The organism is Flavobacterium sp. UBA7680 (assembly GCF_002482975.1).
GTDB lineage: Bacteria > Bacteroidota > Bacteroidia > Flavobacteriales > Flavobacteriaceae > Flavobacterium.
The window spans coordinates 46,605-61,990 of sequence record NZ_DLHA01000023.1 but is presented as its reverse complement, the minus strand read 5'-3'; the positions used below and the strand labels follow the sequence as shown (position 1 = coordinate 61,990).

General features: G+C 32.2%; 20 protein-coding genes. 9 read left to right on the top strand and 11 right to left on the bottom strand.

Translation table 11 applies throughout. The annotated features are described in order from the left end of the window. On the top strand, window positions 1–462 hold a 462-nt coding region (locus B3C18_RS09155; protein WP_291145736.1), incomplete at its 5' end, for a S1 RNA-binding domain-containing protein. 72 nt (window positions 463–534) lie between these two features. Here the strand turns inward: B3C18_RS09155 and B3C18_RS09150 are convergent. Genes B3C18_RS09150 through B3C18_RS09135 form a run of 4 tightly spaced genes read right to left on the bottom strand, consistent with a single transcriptional unit; the run spans window position 535 to window position 2,733 of the window. Further along, window positions 535–1,065 carry an ExbD/TolR family protein gene (locus tag B3C18_RS09150; RefSeq protein WP_291145733.1) on the bottom strand — a complete coding sequence of 177 codons (531 nt, stop codon included), beginning with the start codon at window positions 1,063–1,065 and terminating at the stop codon, window positions 535–537. A 26-nt stretch (window positions 1,066–1,091) separates the two neighbouring features. Continuing rightward, a complete protein-coding gene (locus B3C18_RS09145; RefSeq protein WP_291145730.1) occupies window positions 1,092–1,616 on the bottom strand; it encodes an ExbD/TolR family protein in 525 nt (174 codons plus the stop codon). Between the two features lie 24 nt (window positions 1,617–1,640). Further along, window positions 1,641–2,177 (bottom strand): ExbD/TolR family protein, encoded by a 537-nt coding sequence (locus tag B3C18_RS09140; protein ID WP_291145727.1) that lies wholly within the window; start codon window positions 2,175–2,177, stop codon window positions 1,641–1,643. A 25-nt stretch (window positions 2,178–2,202) separates the two neighbouring features. Beyond that, window positions 2,203–2,733 (bottom strand): ExbD/TolR family protein, encoded by a 531-nt coding sequence (locus B3C18_RS09135; RefSeq protein ID WP_291145724.1) that lies wholly within the window; start codon window positions 2,731–2,733, stop codon window positions 2,203–2,205. Window positions 2,734–2,944: 211 nt separating this feature from the next. Here B3C18_RS09135 and B3C18_RS09130 point away from each other — a divergent pair, with 211 nt between their 5' ends. After that, window positions 2,945–3,499: a fasciclin domain-containing protein gene (locus tag B3C18_RS09130; RefSeq protein WP_291145721.1), complete on the top strand. Its 555-nt coding sequence runs from the start codon at window positions 2,945–2,947 to the stop codon at window positions 3,497–3,499. A gap of 64 nt (window positions 3,500–3,563) precedes the next feature. Here the strand turns inward: B3C18_RS09130 and B3C18_RS09125 are convergent, their stop codons facing one another. The 7 genes from B3C18_RS09125 to B3C18_RS09095 all read right to left on the bottom strand — a co-directional run bounded on the left by B3C18_RS09125 (window position 3,564) and on the right by B3C18_RS09095 (window position 10,382). Next, complete coding sequence (locus tag B3C18_RS09125) at window positions 3,564–4,409, bottom strand: EamA family transporter (RefSeq protein ID WP_291145718.1); 846 nt, start codon at window positions 4,407–4,409, stop codon at window positions 3,564–3,566. Window positions 4,410–4,476: 67 nt separating this feature from the next. Continuing rightward, entirely contained in the window at window positions 4,477–4,617 is a 141-nt protein-coding gene (locus tag B3C18_RS09120; RefSeq protein ID WP_053474185.1) for a hypothetical protein, read from the bottom strand. Window positions 4,618–4,717: 100 nt separating this feature from the next. Continuing rightward, window positions 4,718–6,544 (bottom strand): M56 family metallopeptidase, encoded by a 1,827-nt coding sequence (locus B3C18_RS09115; RefSeq protein ID WP_291145713.1) that lies wholly within the window; start codon window positions 6,542–6,544, stop codon window positions 4,718–4,720. 20 nt (window positions 6,545–6,564) lie between these two features. Further along, complete coding sequence (locus B3C18_RS09110) at window positions 6,565–6,933, bottom strand: BlaI/MecI/CopY family transcriptional regulator (protein ID WP_256634996.1); 369 nt, start codon at window positions 6,931–6,933, stop codon at window positions 6,565–6,567. 27 nt (window positions 6,934–6,960) lie between these two features. After that, complete coding sequence (locus B3C18_RS09105) at window positions 6,961–8,598, bottom strand: M56 family metallopeptidase (RefSeq protein ID WP_291145707.1); 1,638 nt, start codon at window positions 8,596–8,598, stop codon at window positions 6,961–6,963. Window positions 8,599–8,629: 31 nt separating this feature from the next. After that, window positions 8,630–8,998: a BlaI/MecI/CopY family transcriptional regulator gene (locus tag B3C18_RS09100; RefSeq protein ID WP_291145704.1), complete on the bottom strand. Its 369-nt coding sequence runs from the start codon at window positions 8,996–8,998 to the stop codon at window positions 8,630–8,632. Window positions 8,999–9,164: 166 nt separating this feature from the next. After that, window positions 9,165–10,382, bottom strand: coding sequence for an MDR family MFS transporter (locus B3C18_RS09095; protein WP_291145807.1), 1,218 nt, complete (start codon window positions 10,380–10,382; stop codon window positions 9,165–9,167). Window positions 10,383–10,480: 98 nt separating this feature from the next. On the opposite strand from B3C18_RS09095, the gene B3C18_RS09090 reads away from it, so the two are divergent. From B3C18_RS09090 to B3C18_RS09060, 7 genes are all read left to right on the top strand, one after another. After that, the gene (locus B3C18_RS09090; RefSeq protein WP_291145701.1) at window positions 10,481–11,080 is read left to right on the top strand and encodes a DUF1684 domain-containing protein; all 600 of its coding nucleotides are present in this window, start codon (window positions 10,481–10,483) and stop codon (window positions 11,078–11,080) included. Further along, on the top strand, window positions 11,080–11,730 hold the full coding sequence (locus B3C18_RS09085) for a TatD family hydrolase (protein ID WP_291145699.1): 651 nt from the start codon (window positions 11,080–11,082) through the stop codon (window positions 11,728–11,730). The genes B3C18_RS09090 and B3C18_RS09085 overlap by 1 nt, the downstream gene beginning before the upstream one ends. A 133-nt stretch (window positions 11,731–11,863) precedes the next feature. Next, complete coding sequence (locus B3C18_RS09080; protein WP_291145696.1) at window positions 11,864–12,580, top strand: tRNA threonylcarbamoyladenosine dehydratase; 717 nt, start codon at window positions 11,864–11,866, stop codon at window positions 12,578–12,580. Between the two features lie 152 nt (window positions 12,581–12,732). Next, window positions 12,733–13,395, top strand: coding sequence for an HAD family hydrolase (locus B3C18_RS09075; protein WP_291145693.1), 663 nt, complete (start codon window positions 12,733–12,735; stop codon window positions 13,393–13,395). 71 nt (window positions 13,396–13,466) lie between these two features. Further along, the gene (locus tag B3C18_RS09070; protein WP_291145690.1) at window positions 13,467–14,309 is read left to right on the top strand and encodes a DUF2911 domain-containing protein; all 843 of its coding nucleotides are present in this window, start codon (window positions 13,467–13,469) and stop codon (window positions 14,307–14,309) included. 135 nt (window positions 14,310–14,444) lie between these two features. Next, the gene (locus tag B3C18_RS09065) at window positions 14,445–14,972 is read left to right on the top strand and encodes a TetR/AcrR family transcriptional regulator (RefSeq protein ID WP_291145687.1); all 528 of its coding nucleotides are present in this window, start codon (window positions 14,445–14,447) and stop codon (window positions 14,970–14,972) included. Continuing rightward, window positions 14,972–15,385, top strand: coding sequence for a DUF1348 family protein (locus B3C18_RS09060; RefSeq protein ID WP_180861903.1), 414 nt, complete (start codon window positions 14,972–14,974; stop codon window positions 15,383–15,385). The genes B3C18_RS09065 and B3C18_RS09060 overlap by 1 nt, the downstream gene beginning before the upstream one ends. The last annotated feature ends 1 nt before the right edge of the window (window position 15,386 follow it).

The following is a 15,386-nucleotide window of genomic DNA, read 5'->3' as shown; positions in this document are numbered from 1 at the left end:
AAACTTGATGTAGTTGTATTAGAATTAGATGTTGAAGGACGTAAATTATCTTTAGGTCACAAACAAACTACTGCTAATCCTTGGGATCAATACGAAGATTCTTTCGCTGTAGGAACTATCCACAATGGTGAAATTTCTGAAATCGTTGACAAAGGAGCTACTGTAGAATTCGGAGATGATATCGTTGCTTTCATTCCTACTCGTCACCTTGAAAAAGAAGACGGAAAGAAATTGAAAAAAGGTGATACTGCTGATTTCAAAGTAATCGAATTCAACAAAGAATTCAAAAGAGTAGTTGCTTCTCACACTGCTATCTTCCGTGAAGAAGAAGAGAAAAACGTGAAAGCTGCTGTTGAAAATACTGCATCTGCATCTACAAACGCACCAGCTGCGACTTTAGGTGATAACAATGACGTATTAGCTGCTCTTAAAGCTAAAATGGAAAAAACTGAGAAAAAATAATTCTTAGTTTTCTTTAAATAGAAAGTCCCACAGAAATGTGGGACTTTTTTATTTTAATACTGTTTTCTTGCGTTATTTTGATGCAAGTAAATTTGTTTCTTCTGGAGTATAATCATCTATAATAGAATAGGAATTTATACCAGTAATTTTCATTTCACCTAAAATATCAACCAAATTACCATAGTTAGATTTTTTACTAGGTTTGATAATAACTGTAATCCCTCTTCCGGGTTTTCCTCGTTGTGCTGAATATTCTAAAACTTTTCTATTTCGTTCTAATAACTCTTTTCTAATTCCGCTTTTACCATATTGGACTTCTTTGGGAGCTTCTATTGGGACAAATATTAATCCTGAATAAGTAATTATTCTGTTATTATCATCTAAGAGTATTGTATAAGTGCGGTTTTCATCTGGCATGTTACAGCCTAAAAAGAGATTTTCATCAATGCAGCCGGGTATGTTATAATCCATAACTTTTGGCTTAGATAATTCACCAACAAGCATAAAAAATATAATCAGTAAGAATGAAACACTGACCATTGCGGTTAAATCAACTCTTGAACTCAATTTTTTACTTCTAATTTTTTGAGGCAGATTTTTCATAGATTTAGATTTAAGTCAATAAGGAATTAATTTGAAGCCAATAATTTTGATTCTTCCAGAGTAAAATCATTGACAATAGCATAAGTGTCAATTTTAGCAATTGCCATTTCATCTAAAATATCAACTAAATTACCATAGTTTGATTTTTTACTTGGTTTTATAATTACTATTGGGCCATTTTTTGGTTTTCCCATTGATGTTGAGTATTCTAAAATCATTTTCTTTCTATTGAAAAGTTCCTGACGAATTCCTTTTTTTCCAAATTCAATTTTTTTTGGTGAGCCAAGAGGTGATTGTAATAAACCTGAATAAGTAATTATTTTGTCATTTTTGTCTAATATAATGGTGTAAATTCTTGTTACGTCAACACAGCCAGGAAGACAATCATCACAATCATTGTCAGGCAGGCTTAAATCCAATACTCTTGGCTTAGACAATTCTCCAACAAGCATAAAAAATATAATCAGCAAAAAAGAAACACTAACCATTGCGGTTAAATCAACTCTTGAACTTAACTTTTTACTTCTAACTTTTTGAGGCAGATTTTTCATAGATTTAGATTTAAGTTAAAAGAATTAATTTGAAGCTAATAATTTTGATTCTTCTGGAGAATATTCATTTACAATTGCATAAGTTTCGATTTTAGCAATTGCCATTTCATCTAAAATATCAACCAAATTCTTGAAATTACATTTTTTGCTTGGCTTTATAATTACAATGGGGCCATATTTAGGTTTTCCAATTGCAGCCGAATATTCTCGAATTGTATTACTTTTTTCAAGTAGTATTTTACGAATTCCGTTATTACCATAACTTACTTTTTTTGGATTTTCTAAAGGATTAAATAAAAGACCTGAATAAGTAATTATTTTATTATTATCATCTAACAAAACGGTTATAATACGTTGTGGATTGACGCCACAAGTTATAACACAGCTGAATTCTTCATCACAGTGCCTTTCTGGTATACTTAAATCCAATACTCTTGGCTTAGACAATTCACCAACAAGCATAAAAAATATAATTAGTAAAAACGAAACACTTACCATTGCAGTTAAATCAACTCTTGAACTTAACTTTTTACTTCTTACTCTTTGAGGCAGATTTTTCATAGATTTAGATTTAAGTTAAAAGGAATTATTTTGAAGCTAATAATTCAGATTCTTGTGGCGTAAATTCAGGTATGATTGCATAAGTTTTAATATTAGCAATTGCCATTTCATCTAAAATATCAATCAAATTTTTGAAGTTAGATTTTTTACTTGGTTTTATAATTACAGTAATTCCTCTTCCAGGTTTTCGTAAAGCGGCTGAATATTCAAGCATGCTTTTATTTCTTTTTAGCAATTCCTGACGAATTCCTTCTTTACCGTATTTGATTTCTTTTGGAGAAACTATCGGAGAACTCAAAAGTCCCATGTAATATATCAATTTATTATTTTCACCTAACATTACGGTTATTGACCTGTTTTCTCCATAATGAGGAGGAGGACAGTCGCAACAAGCTCTATCTCTATCAGGTAAACCTAAGGAAATTGCTTTTGGTTTAGACAATTCACCTACAAGCATAAAAAAGATAATCAGCAAAAACGAAACGCTGACCATTGCAGTTAAATCTACTCTTGAGTTCAATTTTTTACTTCTTACTTTTTTGGGTAAATTTTGCATAATGAATTGTTTTATTCTTAAAAATAATAATTAAATGTTAATAAAATTAATTTTTTATTGAATATTTTTTATAGGCTATAACCTAATGCTTTACAGGCTTCAGCAATAAGTTTTGTATCTATTTCAATTTGAATTTTGATGAAATAAATTTTTAATCAAAACCAAAAGGTATATATCCCCGTAAATGAACATATAACTTAAAATAATAATTATGAAAACTAGAAATTTTTTAGCCGCAGCAATTTTAACATTATCATTCGGATTTACATCTTTTGCTCAGAAAACAGTAATGGTTGGCGGAGCAGCAATGTATTCTAACAAAAATATTATCGAGAATGCCGTTAATTCAAAAGATCACACAACACTTGTAGCTGCAGTAAAAGCTGCCGATTTAGTTGAAACTTTACAAGGCAAAGGACCGTTCACTGTTTTTGCTCCAACAAATGCAGCATTTGATAAATTACCAGCAGGAACTGTTGAAACATTATTGAAACCAGAAAATAAAAAAATGCTGCAAACGATCTTGACCTATCATGTTGCTGCAGGAAAATGGAATGCATCTGATATTGCAAAAGCTATAAAGGCAGGTAAAGGAAAAGCTACTATTAAAACAGTTAGCGGTGGAACTCTTACGGCTTGGATGAAAGGAAAAGATTTATATATCAGCGATGAAAATGGTGGTGAAGCAAAAGTAACAATTGCAGATGTTAACCAGTCAAATGGTGTAATTCATGTGGTTGATGCAGTATTACTGCCTAAAAAATAATTAAGACCTCCAAAAATAGAATGCCTACAATGAAGAAGCCTTGCAGTTATATGCAGGGCTTTTTTTATTTCTTTGCGGTCAAAGTACTTCCCGCAGAAGCAATTACAACACACAATACGGCCAAAATCTCATAAAAGCTTAAGTTTTCCTGTAAAAAGATAAAACCGCAAATAGAAGCAGCCGCAGGCTCTAAACTCATTAAAATACTAAATGTACGCGGAGGAAGCTGACCTAAAGCTTTCATTTCTAAAGTAAACGGAATCGCACTGGATAAAAGTGCAAGAGCAACACCCATTCCGAAGAGTTTTGGAGTAAGATTAGCTAATCCGTTTTCTAGAAATCCGAAAGGTAAAATCAAGATTGCGGCAAATAACATTCCGGTAGAAACAGCCTGACCGCCATTCATTATTTTTGAAATTTTTCCACCTAAAACGATATAAGCCGCCCAAAGCGCACCAGCCAAAAGAGCGAATACAACTCCTAGAATATCCAAGCGATCATTTGTCCACGGCGCAATTAAAACAATTCCCATTGCGGCGAGTAAAACCCAGCAATAATCTATCAAACGTTTTGAGCCTATAATAGCAACTAATAATGGCCCCATAAACTCTAAAGTTACAGCCAGACCAATTGGAATTCTTTCTATTGCAAAATAAAAAATCAAATTCATTGCACCTAATGACAAGCCATACGGAATTACAATTTTCCATTGTGCAGGCGTAATTGCTTTTAAATTTGGTCGGTAAGCCAATAATAAAATTAATGCCGAAACACCTATACGTATCGATGCCGTTCCCGCTGCACCAATCGCAGGGAAAAGCGTTTTTGCAATCGCAGCGCCACATTGTACACTTATAATTGCCAATAAGACTGCCGGAACAGGAGGAAGGTTGAATTCTTTATTTTTCATAAATATAAAAGTGCAGAAAATAAAATCAATTATTTCTGCTGTCTAAAACAAAAGTATTTTTAATTGATTATCCTAAAGCTCGTTTAGTTACGTAAGCGCGATACCCAATGATCGCCATTTGCCATTTTTTTGCTTTTGAAATATCCAGACCTTGCTTTGTAAAACTAGGCAGTAGCATTTTATTTAGTTTGGCTAAAATTTTATACATGGCAGATTTGTTTTTTCAAAGATATAAAAAAAGACTTTGTTACTCACAAAGTCTTTTTTAGCTTCAAAATAAATTGATTTTTTATCGATTGAAATAATGGTTAGGATTTTTTACTGTTTTCCTTTTCCCATTTTTTCAATTCCTTTTCACGTTGTTTCATGTCTTTCTCAAACTGCTTCATATCTTTTTCATGTTGTTTCATGTCAAGCTGATGCTGTTTCATATCGTTTTCATACTGTTTAATGCTTTTTTGATACTCTTGAGAATCTCTGCCGTATTTGATTTCAACATCCTGACTGAATTTATCCATGTCAAAATTGAATTTTTCCATAGCAATTTCATACTTCTCCATTTGTTTTTCAAAAATAGCTTCTCTCTGAGACATAATAGCTTCAACTTGTTTTTCGTAAGCAGATAAATCTGGTTCAAAAGCTTCCATTTTTTTCTCAAACTCAGCCATTTCTTTTTCAAATTTAGCCCAAGCCACTTTATCTTTTGGACTTGCCGGTGCAACTGGCGGTTTTGGCATTTTAGACATGTCAATAACTGGTGCAGGAGGCATTGGTCCAATAGGGAAAACCGGAGCAATTGGCGCAACAGGCGGAGCAGGAGGAACTGGTGAAGAACGATCTTCCGGAGTAACATCATTTTCGAAGTTTCTTACTACAACATCACGATTTTGAGTTAGTGCAGGATTGCCTATTTCATCATCAGTAACTAAGGTTACATTTTTAGTACCGTCTTCATCTTTATCGATTACAATACTGCAGTCTTTTAAGGCTTTAGTACTATTCATATCAATAACATGAACTTTACCGCTTTCCTTAACAACTCTAATTTTAATAGCAATTAGTTCATTATCACTGTTTCTTTTAACATTCGAAATTTCTAAATCAACATTATGTTCTGATTTTAGTTTTGCAGTTAAATCTTTTAATTCCTGATCTGTAGTCGATTTCGTGATTTTATAAACTTCACCATCTTGAATTATAGAAGCCAAAGCAGCTTTTTCGGTTTTTTCTTTAAGTTCTTTTTTCTCCTGTGCAATTGTTTTAATTTGGAACAAGAGAACAAACGCTCCAAGTGCCGGAATTATGGCGTAATATTTCCAGTAATTCCATTTTTTTGATTGATTTTTGTTTAACATAACAATTCGTTTTTTGATTAATGATTGGTAAAAATGATTGGTGATGGCAACACACGTTTCATGTGTTGTGATTTTTAAAAGCGTGTATTGATACGCTTTTTTGTCTGATATTTTTTTAGTGGCTTCATTATCTGCAATGAATTCTAAATTTTGAAGAATTGCTTTTTTATAAAGCCAGATAATTGGGTTGAACCAAAACAGGATACAGAAAATCCTCGAAATGATTACATCAAAGGTATGATGTTGGTCGCTGTGCACTTTTTCGTGCTCCAGAATACTTTCTAATTCAGATTCGCTGTACATTGATGAGTTGTAAACGATATAATCAAAATAAGAAAATGGTGCAATGTTTTCGTCAACATCTACAAATTTGAAATCGGCCTGCTGTTCTATTTTTTTTCCTTTTAAAACAGAATTCAAACTGTAGAAATCAATTCCGAATTTTATCATAAAAGCAGCAAAACCAAGCGTGTAAATACCTAGTGAAACCAAATTCCAGTTTATTTCAAAAGATTCTTCTTCAGCAATCTGCGGATGATAATTAGGAGTGTAGTGATAGTTCACAGCTGACGCATAATCAACTGGAACCGGAACCGGATCAATCCAAACCACTTTTGTGTAAACAACAAACGGTAAAACAATTGATGTTATTAAACCGGCTAGTAAAAACCATCTGCTGCTATTGAAGAAGGTTTCTTTTCGCAGTAAAAAAAAGTATGCAAAATAAAACAAAGCGATTAAACCACTTGATTTGACGATAAAAATGAAAAGTGCTTCCATAATGATTTATTTTTCTTCGTTTACTTTTTTTCGTTTGGATTTTCAATCATAGCCAGGATTTCGCGTAATTCATCTGCCGAAATTTTTTCTTCTTTGGCAAAAAACGAAACCATATTTTTATACGAGCTGTTGAAATAATTATCAATGGCCGTATTCATATACTTTTTGCTGTATGCTTCCAAAGTTACGGCCGGATAATATTGATGTGTGTTTCCAAAAGCATTATGCGCCACAAAACCTTTTTCCTCCAGATTTCGAACTATAGTCGAAAGTGTATTATAATGCGGCTGATCTTCTGTAATTTCTGCCTGAATCTCTTTTACGAATGCTTTTTTAAGCTTCCATAAAATGTGCATTATTTCTTCTTCTTTGTTGGTTAGTTTTTGCATTTTCAGATTTTTAAAATTATCAGCGTCTTAATGCTTCGTTTCTATCTCAATTACACCATTTGAGCCTTTATCTCCATATTTAGTTACTGCATTTATTCCTTTGTAAACATTTACAGATTTAATATTTTTTGCATCAATATCTTCAACATCAAAACCAGCTGGCATTTCTTTTCCGTCAACAATTACAAGACTTTCTAATACTTTGCCGTTGGCTTTTGTATCATTCGAAATGGCAATAACAGAACCATTTGTAGTCGTAATTACTTTAGTATTAGTCTTGTTATCTGTATCAATAGTTACAGTAGTGCTAATATTTGTGTTAGTATTACTATTAGTTTTTGTACTAGTATTAGTATTATCGTTAGCATTGGTATCAATTTTAGTGATTAGTGTTTTGCTGGCTGCAGTTTTAGTATTATCAGGTTCAGAGGCATCTATAAAGCTGACTTTTTTACTAACAGCAACTTTAGTTTTTGCTTCGTCATCAGTTTGGATACCAACGCTTTTTTGGCCTTTTTCATCTGTCGTAACAAATACTCCAAAATCTTTAATCGCTTTATCGCCATTAACCTGAATAGATTGAGCTTGCTGCTTCCCGTTTTTAATAGCAACTTTAAGTGAAGTTAAATAGTTCTCGCTATTTCTTTTTACATCAGAAACTTCAAAATCAACATTGTGAAGTTTTTTTAAATTCTCTTTAATTTTTTCCAAGTCTGCATCTGTAGAGCTTTTCTTGATTTTGTACACATCTACAGATTTAATTTCGCCCGAAACTTCTTTTACAATTTGTTGTTTTTCTTTTGCAATTACTTCAACCTGAAATAGTAAAACAAAAGCTGCAAGAGCAGGAATTACAACATAATACTTCCAAGAATTTCTTTTTTTTGATTGATTTTTGTTTAACATGACAATTCGTTTTTTGATTAATGATTGATAAAAATGATTGGTAATGGCAACACAGCTTTCGTGTGTTGTTATTTTTAAAAGCGTGTATTGATACGCTTTTTTATCGGATAATTTTTTAGCAGCTTCTTTATCGGCAATAAATTCTAAATTTTGGGTAATTGCCTTTTTATAAAGCCATATAATAGGGTTGAACCAAAAAAGCATGCAGAAAGCTCGTGAAATCAATACATCAATAGTATGATTTTGATCACTGTGCACTTTTTCATGCTCAATAATATTTTCTAATTCTGTAGGTGTATACATTGATGAGTTGTATACGATATATTCGAAATAAGAAAAAGGAGCAATATCTTCGTTTGTATCAATAAATTTAAAATCAGCTTGTTGATGTATTTTTTTTCCTTTTAAAATAGAATTCAAACTGTAAAAATCCATTGCAAATTTTATCAGAAAAACTAAAAGGCCAATACAATAAATGGATAACATAACATAGATCCAATTTATTTCAAAAGATTTGTTTTCAGTATTTTGAATAAGATTTGTGTTAGAGAAATTTAAGTTTGGAATAGGAGTAGGGTTTACCCAAACAACTTTAGTATAAACTACTAATGGAAGTACAACTGAAGTAATTAAACCCGTTAGTAAAAACCATCTGTTGCTAGTAAAGAAAGTTTCTTTTCGAAGTAAAAAATAATAAGCACAGTAAAATATTGCCACTAAGCCAGCCGATTTTGCGATATAAACAAATATTGATTCCATAACTATTATTTTTCCTCGTTTATTTTTACTGTTATTTATTGTCTTTTGGATTTTCGATCATGGCCAGAATTTCGCGCAATTCATCTGCAGAAATTTTTTCTTCTTTGGCAAAAAACGAAACCATATTTTTATACGAACTGTTGAAATAATTATCAATAGCCGTTTTCATATATTTTTTGCTGTACGCTTCAAGAGTAATTGCTGGATAATATTGATGCGTATTTCCAAAAGCATTATGTGCTACAAAACCTTTTTCTTCCAGATTTCTAACAATTGTAGAAAGTGTATTATAATGCGGCTGGTCTTCCGTAATCTCTGCCTGAATTTCTTTTACGAATGCTTTTTTAAGCTTCCATAAAATCTGCATTATTTCTTCTTCTTTGTTGGTTAACTTTTGCATGTTTTCTAATTTTAATTCAAACCTACAACTATTTTTTTAGTTACGCAACTATAAATATAGTTATTTAACTAAAAATTTCGTTTCAAGGTGAATTAAAAGCATAGAAAAGCTATTCAGAATCAAAGTTAATGATTTGAATTGTAATGATTTATGTGAAAAAGAAGATTTATTTTATTTTCTCCTGAACTAAAGCTTTTTTAATCCAGAGACAGCAAAGTGTAGCCAGAACTCCAATACAAGCCATAAATAACCAGTTACTTTGGTAACCAAAATGATCAGCAATTCCAAAACCTAGCATAGTGCTAAAAATATGTGCTAAACTAAAACTCATGGTATACAAAGCCATATAACGCCCTTCCTGACCACGAGGCGCACGGCTTAAAGCAAATGCATTCGAAAAAGGGAAGGTTAGGATTTCTCCAATTGAAATACAAATCATACTGATAACCAGGATTCCGGCCCAAACATTAATCAGCAACAAAAAGAAACTCAATGCCATTACAAATGATCCTATAATGATGATTTTGATTTTCGGAAATCCTTTTCTTTCCATAAAACCAACCGTTGGCATTTCTAAGGCAAAAATCAGAAGTCCGTTTAGAGTCATTAAAAGTCCTGTTTGAAACTCATTTAAGCCATATTGTTTATGATGATATAAAGGTAAAGTGGTGAAAAGCTGAAAGAAAATAATAGCCGTAATAAAACTCACAAATAAGAAAACCCAAAATATTTTATCGTGAAATACTGATTTTACATTTGTTACACTTTCGGTTTTATCACCATGATCGACTTTCTTCTTTTCTTTAACTAATAATGCAAAAATCGATATAGAAACTATACATGAAGCCCCATCAACCCAAAATAAACCTGAATACCCCATTCCTATAATGATTAAACCTCCAAGTGCCGGTCCTGCAGCAAAACCTAAGTTTACGGCAAGACGAACAAGGGTTAAGGCACGTGTTCTGTTTTCTGGTTTTGCATAAGCACCAAGCGAAACAAACATTGCAGGGCGAAACATATCGGCAATAGTCATTAATACAAACATTGCAATACAAAGTCCCCAGAAAGAGGTAATATATTGAATAAAGAAAAGTGATACTCCGCTGGTAAACAGACTGAAAACCATGATTTTGTAAAACCCAATTTTATCAGAAAGTTTCCCTCCAAGCCAGGAACCAAGCATAGAACCCAAACCAAAAGAGACCATAATCCAGGTTACCTGATCTAAAGAAAACTTTAAATCCTCATTTAAATATTTTGATAAAAAAGGCAGCACCATTGTACCCGCACGATTTATGAAAGTAACTAATGTAAGTATCCAAATTTCTCTTGAAAATCCCCTAAAATTGTTGAAGTAATGGTTTGCGGCAGTTTTGAGCATTATAATTATTGTATTTGCCACAAAGTTAGGAAACTTTGTCACGTACAACGGTTGTTGCTTTGTTACTTTTAAACTATTTTTGCATAAAATTTCCAAAGATGAAAAATTCTATTGCCCTTATTTTGCTTCTGGCTTTTAGTTTTGGCTTTAGCCAAAGTAAATTTAGCAAGACTGAAGCTGAAAAATTCCAAAAGCAAATAAACTCAGAATATGCTGATGCTAAGACAAGTCCGTTAATGGAAGAAGATTTAAAGACCTTTAAAACTTTAGATTTTTACCCAATTGATGGAAAGTATTTTGTGAATGCAAAATTTGAAAAAGCTACAAATGAAAAAGTTTTCGAAATGAAAACTACCGGAACAAGAACACCGCAATATATAAAATACGGTACTTTATCCTTTACTATAAATGGTGTTGCAATGAAGTTGAACGTTTACAGAAATATTGAACTTTCTAAACAAAAAGAATATAAAGATCATTTATTCCTTCCTTTTTCTGATTTAACCTGTGGTAAAGAAAGTTACATTGGTGGAAGATATATCGACTTAAAAATTCCGAAAGGAAAAACAATTGCAGTCGATTTCAATCAGGCATACAACCCGTATTGTGCTTACAATCATAAATATTCATGTCCGCTTGTTCCGTTGGAAAATGATTTAAAAGTAGAAATCAAAGCCGGAGTGAAAACATTTCATTAATGGAATTTTTTAATTTTCATACCCATCAATTTACAAATCAATCTAATATAGTAGAATTGGTCAATCAATATCCGCAGGAATTTGATTCGGCTATTCCGTTTTATTCCATCGGAATTCATCCGTGGCATATTAAGGAAAGTGAAATTGATTTGGAATTGAAAATTATTGAAGAAAAACTGCAAACCGAAAATTGTTTAGCAATAGGCGAATGCGGTTTAGACAAACGAATCGAAATTCCGTTAGAACTGCAGATTGTAGTTTTTGAAAAACAATTGGCTTTAGCCGAAAAATACAATAAACCAGTCGTAATTCATTGCGTTGCCGCTTTTCAGGAAGTAACAGCAATTAAAAAGAAATTAAAGATTTCTGTTCCGATGATTATTCACGGTTTTTCAAAAAACAAACAGTTGGCAGAACAATTAATTAAAGACGGATTTTATATTTCTTTCGGAAAATATCTATTAAGAAATCCCGATTTAAAAACCGTTTTTCAAAATATTCCAAACGATCGTTTTTTTCTGGAAACCGATACAATTGAAGAGGATATTAAACAGGTTTATGATTTAGCATCAGAATATAAAAATATTACAATCAAAGAATTACAAGGTATTATCTCAAGTAATTTTGCGGAAGTATTTGGGAGAAAGTAAAATAAGTTTGTCACCCTGAGCGAAGTCGAAGGGCGCTCCAATTGGACGTGGGGCTTCGACTTCGCTCAGCCTGACAAACATGAAACCTGAAACTTTAAACTTGAAACAAAAATAAAAAACAAAAAAATATAATATGGCAGAGTGGACAGAAAGAGCCGAGCTTTTATTTACAAAGGAAGGATTAGAAAATTTGCGTAATGCAAATGTATTAGTAGTAGGTTTAGGCGGTGTTGGATCGTTTACAGCTGAATTTTTAGCAAGAGCAGGAGTAGGAAGCATGACCATTGTTGATGGTGACGTTGTAGATATTACAAACATTAACAGACAATTACCAGCTTTGCATTCTACAGTGGGAGAGGCAAAAATTAAAATTGTCGGAGATCGTTTAATGGATATTAATCCAGAATTGAAGCTTACCCGCGTTCAGGAATTTTTATCTCCGGAAAGAGCCTTTGAAATCGTTTCTCCAGAATTTGATTATGTTTTAGACTGTATTGATAGTATTACACCAAAACTGAATTTAATTATTGCAGCAAAACGCAAAAGAGTAAAAATCATCAGCAGTATGGGAGCAGGAGGAAAGATGCTGGCTTCTAAAGTAAAAGTGGGTGATATCTCTAAAACTATAAACTGTTATTTCTCAAAAGCAATTCGTAAGAGATTAAAAGCGGTAAATATCAACAAATTAAAAGTTGTTTTTTCATCTGAAATCCAAAACGAAAACAGCTTAAAATTAACCGACGGAAAAAACTTCAAAAAATCTTTCTACGGAACAAACAGCTACATGCCGGGATTATTCGGCCTTCACGCTGCGGAAACTGTAATTCGCTACTTATTAAAGAAAGAGTAGAAAGTTTTGTTTCAAGTTTAAAGTTTCAGGTTTCACGTTCTAAACGGAGTAAACTTTGTCAAAGTTACCCAATCCAGTAACTTGAAACATGAAACAAAGAAAACCTGAAACAAAAACTTAGAATCTTAGCAACTCAGAAACTTAAAAAAAAAATGATTAAAACAGTAATTTTTGATATGGACGGAGTAATTGTCGACACAGAACCCGTTCATCGTTATGCCTACTACAAGCAGTTTTCAGAATTAAATATTGAAGTTCCTGAGGAAATGTATACTTCGTTTACCGGATTTTCGACTAAAAATACTTTTCAGAGTTTAAAAGGTTTTTTTCCGACAATTGAGCACGAAGTGGAAGATTTGATTCAACGAAAAAGAAATATTTTTAATGATGCTTTTGATACTAAAGAAGATTTATATCTTTTAGAAGGAGTTGAAGATTTAATTAAAGATATATACGCAAACGGAATTCAGCTGATTTTAGCTTCATCGGCTTCAAAAGTTACAATTGAGCGCGTATTTACAAGATTTAATCTGCATCAGTATTTTTCTCATATAGTTAGTGGCGAAGATTTTCCGCAGTCTAAACCAAATCCGGCTATTTTTAATCATGCAGCTTCATTGTCAATTGCGCCAAAAGAAGAATGTATTATTATTGAAGACAGCACAAATGGTGTAAAGGCCGCAAAAGCTGCCGGAATATACTGTGTAGGTTATAATAGCGATCATTCACACATGCAGGATTTATCAGAAGCTGATATTGTTATCAATCATTTTAACGAACTGAATGCGCAAAAAATATCACAGCTTACGGCTTGAATTATGTAAAATTTAACATTTGTTAGGTAATTGAATTCGTAAATTTGAACAAAAACAAACAAAAACTTATAATGAAAAAAATACTTATTGCATTAGCCATCATTTTGGCGCCTTTTGCAGCTGAAGCACAAGTGAGAACGCCGCAAGCGAGTCCAAAAGCTTATATCAAACAAACAGTGGGTTTAACGGATGTTGAAGTTACGTATTCAAGACCGGGAGCCAGAGGTAGAGCTGTTTTTGGAAACTTAGTTCCGTTTGGTAAACTTTGGAGAACCGGAGCAAATGAAAATACCGTTATTAATTTTAGTGACGATGTTGTAATTGACGGTAAAACTTTGAAAAAAGGAAAATATGCAATTTATACCATTCCTAAAATCGAAAGCTGGGAAGTTATTTTTTATCTTTCTACAGACAACTGGGGATTACCTGAAAACTGGAACGATGCTTATGTGGTTTTAAAAACTACAGTTAAAGAAAATGCATTACCAACTCCGGTTGAAACTTTTACAATTGGAATTAATGGTTTAGATCAAAACTTTGCTTATTTAGAAATGGCTTGGGAAAACTCTCACGTTGCTTTAAAATTTGAAGTTCCAACTGCTAAAAATGCAATTGCAAGTATCGAAAAAACATTGGCTGGACCAACTTGGAATGATTATTATGCAGCATCACAATATTTATTTTCTTCAAACGGAAATTTAGATACTGCAAAAATCTATGTGGATAAAGCATTAGATATGAGCACTGATAAACCTTATTATGTTTCAAGATTAAAATCATTAATCCAGGCAAAACAAGGTGATAAAAAAGGTGCTGTTGAAACGGCTAAACTTTCATTGGCTGCTGCAGAAGCTGCAAACAATCAAGATTACGTAAAAATGAATAAAGACAGTATCACTGAATGGAGCAGATAATTTCTTGAAAATTTCAATATAAAAATTCTAAAATCCAAAGCTTTATAAGTTTTGGATTTTTTTTTGAAATTAAAACAGACAGACTTGTCTGTATATTTAAATAATATTTATATTTGTATATCCAATTTATTGAAGATGCAGCCCAGAGAACGAATTTTAGAAAAGACTTTTATTTTATTCCATAAGCAAGGTTATAATGCTACGGGAATCAATCAGATTATTGAAGAATCTAAAGTAGCAAAAGCCAGTTTTTATCAACATTTTAAATCTAAAGAAGATTTATGTGTGGCATTTTTAGAGCAGCGTCATTCCTTTTGGTTTAACGAATTACTAAAGTTTACAAGCAATGCAGAAGACTCAAATTCTAAAGTTTTAGCTTCTTTTGAGTTCTTGGTTTATATGAATGAAAAAGAAAACTTTAGAGGCTGTAGTTTCCTAAATATACTTTCAGAGATTCCGTCAGATAATGTTAAGATTCTCAACGTAATTCAAAGCCATAAAAGTAACTTGCGTAATTTTTTCAGGGATATTTTGAAAGATGAACTAATATCAGATCATGTTTATTTATTATTTGAAAGCTGTATAATTGAAAGCCAAATGTTTAAATCAAACGAGTTAATAGAACAATCAAAAAAAATAATTCAAACTTTAATTTTAAAATAATGGAACAGAAATTACCGCTGCCTCCTTTCACTTTAGAAACGGCAAAAGAAAAAATTCAGTTGGCAGAAGACGCATGGAATAGCCAGGATCCGGAAAGAGTTTCAAAAGCGTATACAATAGACAGCGAATGGAGAAACAGAGATAAATTCGTTAACGGACGCGAGGAAATCGTTGCTTTTTTAACTGAAAAATGGAAGAAAGAGAGAAATTACAAATTGAAAAAAGAATACTGGGCACATACCGAAAATAGAATTGCAGTACGTTTTGAGTATGAATATCAGGATCTTAATGGAAATTGGTTTAGAGCGTATGGAAATGAAAACTGGGAATTTGACGCTAATGGTTTAATGCAGAAAAGATATGCCAGTATAAATGATCTTCAAATAAAGGAAGAAGACAGGAAGTTTAAATAAA